Annotated in this window: 15 protein-coding genes (1 of these 15 running past the window's edge); 4 read left to right on the top strand and 11 right to left on the bottom strand. The window is 61.8% G+C overall.

What is annotated here, in order from left to right; all coding sequences use genetic code 11:
• The 4 genes from pssA to J3P84_RS04790 all read right to left on the bottom strand — a co-directional run.
• Positions 1-747: the 5' portion of a CDP-diacylglycerol--serine O-phosphatidyltransferase gene (pssA, locus tag J3P84_RS04805; protein WP_434628281.1), read on the bottom strand. 99 nt of this gene lie to the left of the window's left edge; 747 of the gene's 846 nt are visible here — the first part of the coding sequence; it begins with the start codon at positions 745-747; the stop codon falls past the left edge of the window.
• Between the two features lie 142 nt (positions 748-889).
• Entirely contained in the window at positions 890-1,906 is a 1,017-nt protein-coding gene (gene ilvC, locus J3P84_RS04800; protein ID WP_003185459.1) for a ketol-acid reductoisomerase, read from the bottom strand.
• A gap of 45 nt (positions 1,907-1,951) precedes the next feature.
• Positions 1,952-2,443 carry an acetolactate synthase small subunit gene (gene ilvN / locus J3P84_RS04795; RefSeq protein ID WP_003176102.1) on the bottom strand — a complete coding sequence of 164 codons (492 nt, stop codon included), beginning with the start codon at positions 2,441-2,443 and terminating at the stop codon, positions 1,952-1,954.
• Positions 2,444-2,445: 2 nt separating this feature from the next.
• Positions 2,446-4,170 carry an acetolactate synthase 3 large subunit gene (locus J3P84_RS04790; protein WP_305498794.1) on the bottom strand — a complete coding sequence of 575 codons (1,725 nt, stop codon included), beginning with the start codon at positions 4,168-4,170 and terminating at the stop codon, positions 2,446-2,448.
• A 400-nt stretch (positions 4,171-4,570) separates the two neighbouring features.
• Here J3P84_RS04790 and J3P84_RS04785 point away from each other — a divergent pair, with 400 nt between their 5' ends.
• The gene (locus tag J3P84_RS04785; protein WP_434628278.1) at positions 4,571-4,993 is read left to right on the top strand and encodes a DUF4124 domain-containing protein; all 423 of its coding nucleotides are present in this window, start codon (positions 4,571-4,573) and stop codon (positions 4,991-4,993) included.
• Positions 4,994-4,999: 6 nt separating this feature from the next.
• Here the strand turns inward: J3P84_RS04785 and J3P84_RS04780 are convergent, their stop codons facing one another.
• Genes J3P84_RS04780 through mrcB form a run of 3 tightly spaced genes read right to left on the bottom strand, consistent with a single transcriptional unit; the run spans position 5,000 to position 8,386 of the window.
• Positions 5,000-5,329 carry a YqcC family protein gene (locus J3P84_RS04780; protein ID WP_434628275.1) on the bottom strand — a complete coding sequence of 110 codons (330 nt, stop codon included), beginning with the start codon at positions 5,327-5,329 and terminating at the stop codon, positions 5,000-5,002.
• Positions 5,329-6,051, bottom strand: coding sequence for a tetratricopeptide repeat protein (locus J3P84_RS04775; RefSeq protein ID WP_434571804.1), 723 nt, complete (start codon positions 6,049-6,051; stop codon positions 5,329-5,331). The genes J3P84_RS04780 and J3P84_RS04775 overlap by 1 nt, the downstream gene beginning before the upstream one ends.
• Positions 6,052-6,067: 16 nt before the next feature.
• Complete coding sequence (gene mrcB / locus J3P84_RS04770) at positions 6,068-8,386, bottom strand: penicillin-binding protein 1B (RefSeq protein ID WP_434571803.1); 2,319 nt, start codon at positions 8,384-8,386, stop codon at positions 6,068-6,070.
• 116 nt (positions 8,387-8,502) lie between these two features.
• Between mrcB and J3P84_RS04765 the strand changes: the two genes are divergently transcribed.
• The 3 genes from J3P84_RS04765 to J3P84_RS04755 all read left to right on the top strand — a co-directional run bounded on the left by J3P84_RS04765 (position 8,503) and on the right by J3P84_RS04755 (position 10,976).
• The gene (locus tag J3P84_RS04765) at positions 8,503-10,059 is read left to right on the top strand and encodes an AAA family ATPase (RefSeq protein WP_434628272.1); all 1,557 of its coding nucleotides are present in this window, start codon (positions 8,503-8,505) and stop codon (positions 10,057-10,059) included.
• Positions 10,060-10,149: 90 nt separating this feature from the next.
• Complete coding sequence (locus J3P84_RS04760) at positions 10,150-10,491, top strand: pentapeptide repeat-containing protein (protein ID WP_434628270.1); 342 nt, start codon at positions 10,150-10,152, stop codon at positions 10,489-10,491.
• A gap of 212 nt (positions 10,492-10,703) precedes the next feature.
• Positions 10,704-10,976, top strand: coding sequence for a TfoX/Sxy family protein (locus J3P84_RS04755; protein WP_039593847.1), 273 nt, complete (start codon positions 10,704-10,706; stop codon positions 10,974-10,976).
• Positions 10,977-11,196: 220 nt separating this feature from the next.
• Here J3P84_RS04755 and J3P84_RS04750 read toward each other — a convergent pair whose 3' ends face one another.
• From J3P84_RS04750 to J3P84_RS04735, 4 genes are read right to left on the bottom strand one after another with little or no spacing between them, the layout of a single operon-like run.
• Positions 11,197-12,045, bottom strand: a complete 849-nt coding sequence (locus tag J3P84_RS04750) for a ChaN family lipoprotein (protein ID WP_434628267.1) — start codon at positions 12,043-12,045, stop codon at positions 11,197-11,199.
• A 21-nt stretch (positions 12,046-12,066) separates the two neighbouring features.
• Positions 12,067-12,834 carry a heme ABC transporter ATP-binding protein gene (locus tag J3P84_RS04745; protein ID WP_434628264.1) on the bottom strand — a complete coding sequence of 256 codons (768 nt, stop codon included), beginning with the start codon at positions 12,832-12,834 and terminating at the stop codon, positions 12,067-12,069.
• A complete protein-coding gene (locus J3P84_RS04740) occupies positions 12,834-13,817 on the bottom strand; it encodes a FecCD family ABC transporter permease (protein WP_434631159.1) in 984 nt (327 codons plus the stop codon). Before J3P84_RS04740 ends, J3P84_RS04745 begins: the two co-directional genes overlap by 1 nt.
• A gap of 50 nt (positions 13,818-13,867) precedes the next feature.
• Positions 13,868-14,737 carry a heme/hemin ABC transporter substrate-binding protein gene (locus J3P84_RS04735; protein ID WP_434628261.1) on the bottom strand — a complete coding sequence of 290 codons (870 nt, stop codon included), beginning with the start codon at positions 14,735-14,737 and terminating at the stop codon, positions 13,868-13,870.
• Positions 14,738-14,857 lie beyond the last annotated feature (120 nt).

Genomic DNA, 14,857 nt, shown 5'->3' with positions numbered 1-14,857 from the left:
GGCGAACACCAGAACCACAGCCAGGATCGCGACAAACGGCACGCGACCTTTCAGATCCAGTTCCTTGAAGCTGTTGTATTTGATGTTGCTGACCATCAGCATCCCGGCCGCCGCAACCAGCAACGCCACCAGGAACGACATTTTCGAGCCCTGGATGCCGTAGTCGCTGAATGCCCAGACCACGCCGGCCACCACGCCCGCGGCTGCAGGGCTCGCGAGACCGATGAAGTAGCGTTTGTCGGCAGTGCCGACCTGGGTGTTAAAACGTGCCAGGCGCAACGCGGCACCGGCCACATAGATGAAAGCCACCATCCAGCCGACCTTGCCCATGTCGCCCAGCGCCCAGCCGAACGCCAGTAACGCGGGGGCAACACCGAACGCGACCATGTCGGACAGTGAGTCGTATTCGGCGCCGAATGCGCTCTGGGTATTGGTCATGCGGGCCACGCGCCCGTCAAGACCATCGAGCACCATGGCGACGAATATCGCAATGGCAGCCAGGGCGAAATAGCGGCTTGCCCCGGAATTATCACCGGCACTGAGCGCCGCCTGGGCGCTCATGGAGCTGATGATGGAATAGAAGCCGGCAAACAGGTTCGCGGTGGTGAACAGGTTCGGCAGCAGATAGATGCCACGATGCCGGACCTTACGGCCTTCAGCGTCATGGCCCTCTTCGACGTGTTCATCGATGGGCAACAGGCTTTCGGCGTCAGGAGCCTGGTTCGGCTCGTCGGGACGTTCGCTCATGGACAGTACCTTGCAACGGTGTGAAAAATTCGACAGGCGTCTGGGACGACGGTTCGGCCGCAAACGATGCAGCTTTATACCAGAAGCCAATGCCCAAACGAAAAAACGCGGCCAGGGCCGCGTTTTTCGATCAAGTCGCGACTCAGTTCTTGGCTTTGTCGACGATCTTGTTGGCACCGATCCACGGCATCATGGAGCGCAGTTGCTCGCCGATGATTTCGATACCGTGAGCGGCGTTGTTGCGGCGCTTGGCGGTCATCGAAGGATAGCCGGTGGCACCTTCGCTGATGAACATCTTGGCGTATTCACCGTCCTGAATACGTTTCAGGGCATTGCGCATGGCCTGGCGAGATTCGGCGTTGATGACTTCCGGACCGGTCACGTACTCGCCGTACTCGGCGTTGTTGGAGATCGAGTAGTTCATGTTGGCGATACCGCCTTCGTACATGAGGTCAACGATCAGCTTCAGTTCGTGCAGGCACTCGAAGTAGGCCATTTCCGGCGCGTAGCCAGCTTCAACCAGGGTTTCGAAACCGGCTTTGACCAGCTCGACGGTGCCGCCGCACAGAACGGCTTGCTCACCGAACAGGTCGGTTTCAGTCTCGTCCTTGAAGGTGGTTTCGATGATGCCGGTACGACCGCCACCCACGCCGGCGGCGTAGGACAGCGCAACGTTCTTGGCATTGCCGGACGCATCCTGGTAGATCGCGATCAGGTCAGGGATACCGCCGCCCTTGACGAACTCGGAACGGACGGTGTGGCCCGGGGCCTTCGGCGCGATCATGATCACGTCGAGGTCGGCGCGCGGCACAACCTGGTTGTAATGGATCGCGAAGCCATGGGAGAAGGCCAGGGTGGCGCCTTTCTTGATGTTCGGCTCGATTTCGTTCTTGTACAGGGCAGACTGGAATTCGTCCGGGGTCAGGATCATGACCAGGTCGGCAGCGGCAACGGCGGAAGCCACGTCGGTGACTTTCAAGCCGTGGGCCTCAGCCTTGGCGACAGTGGCCGAGCCTTTGCGCAGGCCGACAGTTACGTCAACGCCGGAATCCTTGAGGTTGCACGCCTGTGCGTGACCTTGGGAGCCGTAGCCGATGATGGCGACTTTTTTGCCCTGGATGATCGACAGGTCGCAATCTTTATCGTAGAAAACTTTCATGAATTTCCCCTATATCCGGCCATTCCGGCCATTCGCTAATTTGGTTTAGATGCTCAGTACTTTGTCGCCACGGGCAATCCCGGTGACACCACTGCGTACGGTTTCCAGGATCGAGGCAGTGCCGATCGATTGGATGAAGCTGTCGAGCTTGTCGCTGGTACCGGTCAACTGAACGGTATAGACGCTGGCGCTGACATCGACGATCTGCCCACGATAAATATCGGTAGTGCGTTTGATCTCGGCGCGCTGGGCGCCGGTGGCCTTGACCTTGACCAGCATCAGCTCGCGTTCGATATGAGCGCTCTCCGACAGGTCCACCAGCTTGACCACCTCGATCAGCTTGTTCAGGTTCTTGGTGATCTGCTCGATGACCTCATCGTGGCCCACGGTGGTCAGCGTCAGACGCGACAGGGTCGGGTCCTCGGTTGGCGCCACGGTCAGGCTTTCGATGTTGTAGTTGCGCTGCGAGAACAGGCCCACTACACGAGACAGAGCACCCGGTTCGTTTTCCAGAAGCAAGGAAATAATATGTCGCATGATTAGGTACGCTCCGTCTTGCTCAGCCACATATCGCGCATGGAGCCGTCTTTGATCTGCATCGGGTAGACGTGCTCGCTGGTATCGACCTGGATATCGAGGAACACCAGGCGGTCCTTCATGGCGAAGGCTTCTTCAAGCCCGGACTTCAAGTCCTTCAGGTCGGTGATGCGGATGCCCACGTGACCGTAGGCCTCGACCAGCTTGACGAAGTCCGGCAGCGACTCCATGTAGGAATGCGAATGACGGCTGCCGTAGCTCATGTCCTGCCACTGGCGAACCATGCCCAGTACACCGTTGTTCAGGTTGACGATCTTCACCGGCAAACCGTACTGCAGGCAGGTCGACAGCTCCTGGATGTTCATCTGGATACTGCCTTCGCCGGTGACGCAGGCGACGTCGTTGTCCGGGAAGCTCAACTTGACGCCCATGGCCGCCGGGAAGCCGAAGCCCATGGTGCCCAGGCCACCGGAGTTGATCCAGCGGTTAGGCTTGTTGAACCGGTAGTATTGCGCCGCGAACATCTGGTGCTGGCCAACGTCGGAAGTCACGAAGGCATCGCCCTTGGTCACTTCGCACAGGGTCTCGATGACGGTCTGCGGCTTGATCACGCTGCCGTCGCCCTTGTCGTACGGGAACAGGCCACGATCACCGCGCCATTCATCGACCTGTTTCCACCAGGCGGCCACGGACTCCTTGTTCGGAGCCTCGCCGATTTCCTTGAGGATGGCGACCATCTCGGTCAGCACGCTCTCGACCGGACCGACAATCGGCACGTCTGCCTTGATGGTCTTGGAGATGGACGCCGGGTCGATGTCGATGTGGATGATCTTGGCGTTCGGGCAGAATTTCGCCGGGCCGTTGATGACCCGGTCGTCGAAACGCGCGCCCACGGCCAGGATGACATCGGCATGGTGCATCGCCAGGTTGGCGGTGTAGCTGCCGTGCATGCCGAGCATGCCGATAAACTGGCGGTCGGTGCCCGGGTAGGCGCCAAGCCCCATCAAGGTATTGGTAACCGGCAGGTTGAGCATCTTGGCCAATTCGGTCAGCGGCGCGGAGCCACCACCGAGGATGACCCCACCACCCGAGTACAGGACCGGGCGCTTGGCCGCGAGCAGCATTTCGGCGGCCTTGCGGATTTGTCCCGAGTGACCGCGTACGGCCGGGCTGTAAGAGCGCAGCTTGGCTTTTTTCGGATAGATGTACTCGAATTTCTCGGCCGGGTTGGTCATGTCTTTCGGCACGTCGACCACGACCGGGCCTGGACGACCGGACTCAGCCAGGTAAAAGGCTTTTTTCATGACCTCCGGGATTTCCGAGGCGTGCTTGATCATGAAGCTGTGCTTCACGATCGGCCGGGAGATACCGATCATGTCGGTTTCCTGGAACGCATCGGTACCGACCATGGTGCTGGGCACCTGGCCAGAGATGATCACCATCGGGATCGAGTCCATGTAGGCCGTGGCGATACCGGTGATGGCGTTCGTGGCGCCAGGACCGGATGTCACCAGAACCACGCCGGCCTTGCCGGTGGCGCGGGCATAGCCGTCCGCCATGTGGGTGGCCGCTTGTTCATGGCGAACCAGGATGTGGGTCACTTCCGGTTCTTTGAACAGGGCATCATAGACATGAAGAAGAGCACCGCCGGGGTACCCGTAGATATATTTGACGCCTTCGTCACGCAAGAAGCGGACGAGCATCTCACCGCCAGATAAAAGCTCCACGTTGTTCACCTCTAAAACGCCAGAATACCGACCCACAAAAAGGGGACGGGTCTTAATAGGTTTACTTCTCGGCAGAGCATGAGCGACGGTGGTCGCCGACTACGTCAGCACTGACTGAGCAAGTATTGGGATCGTCCCAAGTGTTGCGGGCCTTTCCCACCCAGCGCGAGGTAACGCGTTGCGGGTGTAACAGGTCGGCGCGGATGTGCGCCTCATGATCTGCCGAGTGGGTCTGCTTCTGGCAGTCCCTCTACAGCGGACTTTGGATTCTTCTGTTTCGCCCTCTGCAAGTCAAGTCGTCAATGTGCTTTATTGAAGTAAGCACATGAGAACGCAAGAAAAAACCTTTAAACGGCTACTCTGTTAGCTTCAATTGCGCAACCCAGGACAAGGAAACAGCATGCGAACGATGTTATTGACGGCCTGCCTGCTGGCGGGCCTGAGCCCGATGAGCATGGCCGGCCAGATTTACAAATGGGTGGACGCCCAGGGCGTGACCCACTTCGGCGCCCAGCCGCCGCAAGGCGTAGAGGCGACAACCGTGGGCAGATCCGCACCGCCCGCTCCCAAGCAGGCAGCACCTGTTACCGGCGATGTCGTCGGCGATCAAAAAGCCATCGATCAACAAGTAAAGCAGCAGGTTGCCGAGCAGGAAGCCCAACTCAAGGCGTTCTGCGAGCAGGCCAGGACCAACCTGGCGCAACTGCAGAACAATCCCAGGGTCAGGGAAGACGTGGAAGGCGAAATGCGCCGGCTCACGGATGAAGAGCGGCGCCAGCGCATCGATGAGACCCGCAAGCAGATCGAAGAACACTGCCAGTGAGGGAAGTCAGCGGGCGTCGCTGATCAACTGGTCGAACTGCGCCAGCAACCGCTGCAACTCGGCGCCCTGCCCTGGCCGCTGGGCATAGACCATTTCGGCCATGGCCAGAATGCCCGAAGCGTTAGGCAGTGGCAGGTCGTTTTCCAGGATCGCCTTCATTCGCGGCAGGAAGATCCATTGCAGCCACTGTTCGAAATCCAGGGTATCGACCGCGAACGGCTCGACACTCGCCAGCGCCTCGACCGAAGGCGAAACGCTGCTCCACCAACCCTGGACGCGCAGTTCGCGCTCGATCAGCAGCAACTGATCGGCGATCTGGGGAAAACGAACATCCATCAGAGTGAAACCTTGGCTTTCTGACGGGCCAGTGCGGCGCCAGCGGAGTCGCCTTGTTTCTCGCGGGCCTGGGCAATCAGTTCCCACAGGCTTGCCTGGAGTGCCGGCCGGCCGCTGGAGAATGTCAGGCCGCGGCGCGCCAGTTGCTCGGCTTGCGGCGCATCGCCCTGGGCCATGCGTACCTGGGCCAGTCGATAAAGAACCTGAGGCTCGCGCGGCGCGACACGCTGGGCGCGCTCGAGGCTGGAAGACGCGCCGTTGAGGTCACCACCGGCCTGCTGCTGTTGGGCCGTAGTCAGCAGCGCCAACACCGGACCATCCAGTTGCTCATCGGCGGACAAGCCACCGGAGCTCGCCGACGGGATGCTGCTCGGCGTCGATGGCATGCTGTAGCTGCCCTGGTCGATCGGCGAGGTCTCGATAGGACCCGGCGTGATCGGCCCCGGTGTGATCGGCGTGCTGCTGATGGGTGCCGACGTGGCAGCGCCACCACCGGGCACCATCACCACGACGCCCGTATCACCCTGGGGAATCGCCTGGGTCTGAGCACCCTGCACCGGCCGCTTTACGGTCGTCTGACGGAAACCGCCATTGGCCGAGACCCGCTCGCTGTTGGAAACGGCGGTACCGGAGTCGACAACCGGAATCGAGCCGCGCTGTACGGTAGAGCAGCCGCTGAGCAAAGCCACGGCGGTTACCGCTGGAATCAACCACTTGTTCACTTGAAACCCTCTTTGCTTAATTCACCCAGTCCTTGACCCAATCCATCACCGATTCGGCTGGGTTCTGGCCGCCACACGCCGCACCTGGCGGCGGTTCGCTGCCGCGAATATACGGCATCTGAACCGCGCCCGGGCAATTCGCGTCGGAGCCCTGCCCGGTGCGTGAATCGACCCAGGCCTGGACGATGTTGTCCGGTTGCGGCATGTCCAGCGGCAACGGGTCGGCCTTGCGCATGAAACTGGTCCAAACCTGCAATGCGCCGGTGGCGCCGGTGAACGGCGTCTTGCCGTTGTCGTCACGCCCCAGCCAGACCACCGCCAGCAAGTCCTGGCTGAACCCGGCGAACCAACTGTCGCGCGAATCGTTACTGGTGCCGGTCTTGCCCGCCAGGGTCAGCGTCCGCGGAAGCACGTTATAGACCGAGCTGCCGGTACCTTCACGCATGACCCGCTGCATGGCGCTCTGGATCAGATAAATGGAAGCCGGATCGAAACGCTGCTGGATCTGGAACGGATAACGCTTGAGCGGCTCGCCGTCGGCGGTCAGCACACTGCGGATGCCACGCATCGGCGTATTGAAACCACCGTTGGCCAGGGTCTGGTACATCGCGGCCACTTCGATCGGGGTCAGGCCACCGGCGCCCAACAGCATCGACGGGAAAGCCGGGAACTCGCGGTTCACCCCCAGGCGCGCCAAGGTCTTGAGCACATTCGGCACGCCGACTTCCAGCCCGAGGCGAGCCGTTGAGAGGTTGTAGGAATGCGCCAGGCCCTGATAAAGGAATACCGTGCCGTGGGGACGACGATCATAGTTTTGCGGCGTCCAGACCTGGCCGTCCGCGCCCTTGACCGAGAATGACTCGTCGGAGAGCCAACTGGTCAGCGTGTACTGGCTCGGTTTTTCCAGAGCGGTGAGGTACACCGCCGGCTTGATCAGCGAGCCGATCGGGCGCACCGCATCCAGCGCCCGGTTGAAACCGGCATAGCTGGCCTGACGGCTGCCGATCATCGCCTGGACTTCGCCGGTTTCCGGGTTGGTCACGACCATGGCCGCTTCGACTTCGTCAGAGCCCTTGCGCCCCGCCAGGCGCTTGAAGGTGTCATTGACCGAGGCCTCGGCTTTCATCTGCAGGATCGGATCGAAGCTGGTGAAGATGCGCAAGCCCTCTTCGGTCAAGTCTTCGTCGCGATAGTCTTCGCGCAGCTGACGCTTGACCAGGTCCATGAAGCCCGGGAACGAACTGTCCGCCAGGCTGCCGCGCTTGGTCACGCCCAGCGGCATCTTTTTCGCCGCTTCCACCTGCTCGGCCGTGGCCACGCCTTGTTGCTGCAACAAGTCCAAGACCAGGTTGCGCCGCTCGAGGGCGCGCTCCGGATTGCGACGCGGGTTGTAGGAAGACGGCCCCTTGACCATGCCGACCAGCAACGCCACCTGGTGCAACTTGAGCTCGGACAGCGGCTGGCTGAAGAAGAACTGGCTGGCCAGGCCGAAACCGTGCACCGCTCGCTGGCCGTCCTGGCCGACAAAGACCTCGTTGAGGTAGGCCTCGAGAATTTCCTGCTTGCTGTAATGCAACTCCAGCAACAACGCCATCATCGCTTCGGTGAGCTTGCGGGTCAGGCTGCGTTCGTTGGTCAGGTAGAAGTTCTTGACCAACTGCTGGGTCAGGGTACTGCCGCCCTGGCGCATGTGTCCCGACGAGGTATTGACCCAGACAGCCCGGGCAATCGACTTGGGCGAGACGCCGAAGTGATGGTAGAAATCACGGTCTTCGACGGCGATCAGGGTTTCAAGCAGGAACGGCGGCACCTGGTCGATCTTGATCAGGATCCGGTCTTCGAGATTTTTCGGGTACAACCCACCAATCAGCAGCGGCTCGAGGCGCACCACCGACAGGCTCGCATTGTTGGCGCCCGTCAGCGCGGCCACATAGTCACCGGAGAAACGCACCCGCACCGGCTGCGCCTGCTCCATGCCTTCATAGAACTGGAAGCCGCGAGTATTGATGTCGATGGTGTTGCCATTGACCGAAGCTGCACCCGGGCCATTGGCCACGCTTTCGCGGCGATAACCCAAGGCATCGAGCTCGGTCAGGAAATCCTCCTTGCTGAGCTTTTGTCCGACGAACAGCTCCAGCGGCCGCGCGTAGACCTTGGCCGGAATGGTCCAGCGCTTGCCGGAGAATTTCTCCTGGACCACGGCATCGAGGTAGACGGCAAAACCGGCGAGCACGACAAGGCCCACCAGGCTCAGTTTAAGGGCCCAGCCCAGCCAGGGCCGCAGGCGGCTGGCGGGAGGTTTCTTGGGGGTACGGGGGGATCGGGTACGAGTCATGGCGGCGGATTATACGCACTTTGGCGTGGTTCAACATGCGTCCGCCAAGGTTTGCGTTAGCCTCGCTTGCCGCCATAATGAGCGCCTTGAATTTTCCCGCCTCTGAAGGATCGCCCGTGAGCCAATCACTGATCGCTGCCCTGCAAAACCCGGCCCTTTACCCGCATCCCGTCGAAGGGTTCCAGGTCATCGAAACCCATATTTCCTGGGTATTGCTCACCGGGCCCTACGCCTACAAATTCAAGAAACCGGTCAATTTCGGTTTCCTCGACTTCACCAGCCTCGACGCGCGCAAGCATTTTTGCGCTGAAGAACTGCGCCTGAACCAGCGCCTGACCCAGGACCTCTACCTGGAAGTCCTGCCGATTACCGGCAGCACCGAAGCGCCAAGCCTCGGCGGTGATGGTCCGGCCATCGAATATGCCCTGAAGATGCGCCAATTTCCCCAGAGCCAACTGCTCAGCACGCTCCAGGCCAACGGCGAACTGACCACCGCGCACATTGATGAAATGGCCGCGCAGATCGCCCAGTTCCATCTTTCGACGCCCAAGGTGCCCGCCGACAACGCGGCAGGCACGCCGGACAGCGTCATGGCGCCGGTGCGGCAGAATTTCGAACAGATCCGTCCGTTCCTCAGCGACAAGGCTGACCTGCTGCAACTCGAAGCCCTGCAAGCCTGGGCCGAAAGCAGCTTCGAACGCCTCAAGCCGCTGCTGGCCCAGCGCAAGACCGAAGGCTTCACCCGCGAATGCCACGGCGACATCCACCTGGGCAATGCCACCGTGATCGATGGCCAGGTAGTGATTTTCGACTGCATCGAGTTTAACGAGCCGTTCCGTTTCACCGACGTCTACGCCGACACCGCGTTCCTGGCGATGGACCTTGAAGACCGCGGCCTCAAGTCACTGGCGCGGCGGTTCGTCAGCCAGTACCTGGAGCTGACGGGCGATTACCAGGGCCTGGAGCTGTTGAATTTCTACAAGGCCTACCGCGCCCTGGTCCGCGCCAAGGTCGCGCTGTTCAGCATGCCCGCCGAAGCCGATCCGGTGCAGCGTGCCACGACTCTGCGCCAGTACCGCAACTATGCCAACCTGGCCGAAAGCTACAGCACCATCCCGTCGCGCTTCCTGGCGATTACCCACGGTGTTTCCGCCGTAGGCAAAAGTCACGTCGCGATGCGCCTGGTAGAGGCCCTGGGCGCGATTCGCCTGCGCTCGGACGTGGAGCGCAAGCGCCTGTTCGGCGAACAGCAAGTATCGAACGACCCCCAGGCCGGCATTTATAGCAGCGACGCCAGCAGCACCACCTACGCCCGCCTGCATGAAATTGCCGACGCGATCCTGCATGCAGGTTTCCCGGTGGTAATCGACGCCACCTACCTCAAGCGTGAGCAGCGTGACGCCGCCGCCGGGATCGCCGAAGGCACGGGGGCGCCGTTCCTGATCCTCGACTGCGACGCGCCGCAGGCGGTGATCGAAAGCCGGCTCGCCCAGCGCCAGGCGGACCAGAAGGACCCGTCCGACGCGAACCTGGCCGTCATCGCCGCCCAACAGGCCGGCCGCGAAGCGTTGACCCCGGCGGAAATCCTTTGCAGCAAACGGGTTCAGACCAACGAAAGCGGCACGCTGGATGTTGTGGTCGCGCAGATCCGTCAGCGCCTGCCGGGACTGTAGGAATTATTTCGGCCGTGAAGCGACGCCCGGCTTCACGGCCGTCAAATAGTGGCACTATACTGGCGTCATAAAACCAGCAGGTGATATGAAATGAGCCACCCCAAGCTTCTCGACACCCCGCTTTATGCCTTGTTGCGCAACGACGATATTGCCGGCTTCAACAACGAACGGCCTCAAGGGCCGATCGACATGCGCGGCGGCGATTTCCGTGGTCTTGACCTGCGGGAACTGAACGCGGACAACGTCGATTTCACCGATGCCTATTTCCGTTCCGCCGATTTGCGCGGCGTCGATTTTCGTAACTCGTCGCTGGAAGGCGCGAGCCTCGCCCACGCGCAGATTTCCGGTGCCTACTTTCCGCCCGAGCTGTCGGCCGATGAGATCCTGATGTCAATGAATTTCGGCACACGCCTGCGCTACCGCACCCGCTAAGCCTGAAGCAACCGAGGCCCGGCATCGAACAGACCTCCAGCGCCCCCGCCTGCGCTGGACGACGTGCCGTTTTTGTCGTTTTCCACCTATCGTGCGTAATGCATTAGAAGGTTTTGCGTCGATTCCGACCAAACAATCACGCTTTTCCTACTGACCGCTACACTCCTGAGAAGCTTGCCCACTGCACCAGTCGGCCGTCGCAAGGAGGCTCGATGAATGATGAACTGCAACACCTGAAAAATCTGGGCAAGACGTCAGCCCAGTGGCTGCATGCCGTGGGCATCCACAGCGCCTCGGATCTTCGCCGCCTCGGCGCGGTGGACGCCTACCGCGCCGTTCGCACCCGCGGGTTCCGGGCATCAAAGGTATTGCTGTATGCCATCGAAGGCGCATTGATGGACATGCATTGGAACGATATTCCCGCTGAACGCAAGGAAGCCCTCAATAAACAGCTGGATGCCATTTCGGCTCGCCACAAAGCCTGACGCACGGTTTTCGCCGCCCCCCATCGCGCCGCCCCATTATTTTTGGCGAATCGAAAAACTTTGTTTGACTTGGAAATGAGAATCGCTATGATTACCACATCCGGTCGCGAGACTGGTCGATATTTGAAAAGCCCTTGGTTCGGACTCTCAGATATCTCCTCATCAGGCTAATCACGGTTATTTGACCCGGCTTTTGCCGGGTCTTTTTTTGCCCGGAATATCACTTGCCTTGTTGTTCACGCATCCGCGCGCAGTAATCCTGAGGCGGGGTGGCCGGGGTGTACCACACATAATCAGCCATGGCCGACGTAACGTTGCTCCCCTCCTCGGCCAGCATCAGCACAACCGGCGCTTCGTTGGCGCCCAAGTCCCGCACATGCAGCGGCACGCCGACGTCTTTTCGCCCATGCCAGGCACCGGCAAACAACAATGCAGGCGTCGGCGCCTTGAGCAACTGCTCCGCCATCCGCCGGTCTCGCTGCTGCTGGACCGCCAGCATCGCCGGCATCTGCGACTCCGGCAGCAGGCCGCAGTGGGACTCGCGGATCTGTCCCAGCAGCTTTTCCTTCACCACGGACGAATTGGAGCGCTCACCCTCCACCAAGGGCATTTGACGATAAACGCGCTGGATCTCCGTACGGTCAAGATTGGCCGCCAGCACCGGGTAAGGCTGAGGCAAGGCGAACTCCACCACGGGTCCGTACAGGTTCCAATCCCAACCCGGCGACCAGTCCAGCGCGCCGGGCAAATCCTTGGGCAAGGCTGGCAACCGGCGAACCGCGTCGACCTTCGGCTGCTGCTGTGGCGTCAGCATCTCCAAGAGCAAGCTGCCTTGGGCTCGCTGTCCGGCCAAGGCCTGGAGCAACCAGCGTTGCAACACATGATGGTCGCGGTTGTCGTGCTGCTCTCCGACCACGACACGCGAGGCCTTCGCCAAGCGCTCGACCAACGTAGGCGACGAGAGGGCCTGGCCATTTTGCAGGTCAAGGATCCGTCCGTTGACCGGAGGCGGCGCGATACTTTGGCAAGCCGTCAACACGCTCAAAGCCAGGATCAGGAACAGGCGCACATCTGCATCCTCCAGATTGCCTCAGCGGGCGATGATCAACGGATGCCCGCGTTCCGGATGGGACTGCACCAGCACTTCCAGGCCGAATACCGCCTTGAGCGGCTCCGGGCGCAGCACTTGCCGGGGCGTGTCCAGGGCCACCGGCCGGCCGGACGCGAGTAGCAACAGGCGGTCACAGTAACGCGCCGCCAGGTTCAGGTCATGCAGGATCACCAGCACGGCGGCGCCGCGACCGGCGAATTCACGCACCGCTTGCAGGATGGTGTGCTGGTGCAACGGATCGAGCATCGAAGTCGGCTCGTCCAACAACAGCGTCTGCCCCACCTCGCCCGGCCACAGTTGCGCCAGCACCCGCGCCAAGTGCACCCGCTGGCGTTCGCCACCGGACAGGGTCAGGTAGTTGCGGCCATACAGATGCGTGGCATCCGCGGCCTGTAATGCCGATTCAACGATCTGCGCGTCCCGCACCTGGCCGCTCCGGTGGGGCAGGCGCCCCATGCCCACCACCTCTTCCACGCGGAATGCAAAATCCAGGGTCGATGATTGTGGCAACACCGCCAGACGACGGGCGCGCTCGGCGCCGCCCCACTGGGCGAGGGGCCTGTCGTCGAGCCAGACCTGGCCCCGGGCCGGACGCAACTCGCCACACAAGCCTGCCAGCAGCGTACTTTTCCCCGCACCGTTGGGCCCGAGCACACCGAGCACTTCGCCGGGATTGAGCTGAAAGTCGATGTCCGCCAGTACGGTTTTGCGTCCCCGGAGAATATGCAGGTCATGTGCTCGCAGCATCAGGCACGCCCCCGCAGCAACAGATACAGGAAGAACGGTGCGCCGATGAATGCCGTGACAATGCCGATGGGCAATTCCGCCGGGGCCAGCGCGAGGCGCGCCACCAGATCGGCGAACAGCAGCAAGCTCGCCCCGGCCAGGATTGAAGCCGGTAGCAGGACGCGATGGTCGGGGCCCGCCATCAGCCTTACCAGATGCGGCACCACCAGCCCGACAAAACCGATCATGCCCGCAGCCGCCACCGCGGCCCCAACGCCCAGCGCCGTGCAGAACACCAGCTCACGCTTGAGCCGTTCGACGTCAATGCCCAGGTGCGCGGCCTCGGACTCGCCGAGCAACAAGGCGTTGAGCGCACGGGCCCGACGCGGCAACCAGATCGCCACGCCGATGCTGACCAGCAGCAGGGGCCACAAGCGCGCGTAGGTGGCGCCGTTCAGGCTGCCCAGGTTCCAGAACGTCAGGGTGCGCAGGGTCGCGTCATCCGCCAGGTAAGTGAACAAGCCGACCGCCGAGCCGGACAGCGCGGTCAGGGCGATCCCGGCCAGAAGCATGGTCGCGACGTGAGTCTGACCGTTGCGCCGGCCGAGGCGATAGACCAGCGCCGTAACCCCGAGCCCGCCGAGGAACGCACACAGTGACAATAGATAAGGTCCCAGCGCTCCGGGCAGCCCGCCCAGCATCGAACCGCCGACGATGGCAAACGCTGCCCCCAGCGCCGCACCACTGGAAACCCCGACCAGCCCCGGGTCCGCCAGCGGGTTGCGAAACAGCCCCTGCATCGCCACGCCGGATAACGCCAATACCCCGCCCACCGCCAGCCCCAGCAAGGTGCGCGGCAGGCGGATCTGGCCAAGGATCAGTTCGGCCTGCTCCAGGCCATCGGCAGCCACCGGCAAGCCCGACAGGCGCATGGCGGCGCGCAGGGTATCGAACAGCGGCAAGCTCACCGGCCCCAAGGCCAGGGACAACCAGATCGCCAGCAGGCATAGCAGGCCCAACCCAATGAATAAAGTGCGTGGCTTGACCAGCGCACTCATGGGGTCTTGACCGGATAAAAACCGTCGGTGAGCTTCACCAGGTTTTGCGGCAGGCGCGGACCCAATCCGCCCACCAGCAGCGTCGGGTCCAGTTCCATGACACGCCCACTCTTGGCGGCCCGGGTCGAGGACAAGATCGGATTTTCCTTGAACAGCGCGGCGCGCGCTTCTTCGCCGGTCAAGGCTCGATCGGCAAAGACCAGCACTTCAGGATTCAAGCTGGCAAGGGTTTCCACGGAAAACGGTTTGTAGCCGCTGTGGGTCGCCAGGTTGTGACCACCGGCTTGCTCCAGCAACCAGTCGGCGGCGGTGCCTTTACCGGCGATCAGCGATTTGCCGCCAGCATTGCCCACCAGCAGCAATACGCCAGGCGCCTTCTGCTTGAGCCGGGCTGCGTTTACGCGGACCGCGTGCTGGGAAAGCCGTTGTTGATAGTCATCGAACAACTCCGCAGCCTTGGTCTCGGCCCCCAAGAGCTGCCCCAGGTGACGCAGATTGGTCTGAAGCGCCTCCAGGCTCGGTGCCGCCGAGAACAACTCGACCGGCACCCCGGCCGCACGAATTTGCGCGAGCACCGGCGGCGGTCCCATTTCTTCGGTACCCACCAGAATTTGCGGCCGCAAGCTCAGCACGCCCTCCGCCGACAGCTGTCGCTGATAACCGATGCTGGGCAGCGCTCGCAACGACTCGGGATGCTGGCTGGTGGTGTCCACGCCCACCAGCTTCGACTCACCGCCGAGCGCACTGACCCATTCCGACAAGGCACCCCCAGCGCTCACCCAGCGTTGCGGCAGATCGGCCGCCAGCGCTCCCTGGCTGGCCAAAAGGACGACACAGAGCGCAGCAACGCGGAAATTCAAGCGCATCGGACAGCTTCCTCAGAGAAATTTTTCACAGGGCCGAGCCTGGCGACGTATCCTCGGTCACCTGTGAAGGAGGCGCCATTTGATAATTGTTTTCATTTGACCGTCAAGCTTGGATCGTCC

It is taken from the genome of Pseudomonas sp. Z1-29, assembly GCF_051131995.1.
Taxonomy (GTDB): Bacteria; Pseudomonadota; Gammaproteobacteria; order Pseudomonadales; family Pseudomonadaceae; genus Aquipseudomonas.
This window is presented reverse-complemented; position numbering and strand designations above follow the sequence as displayed.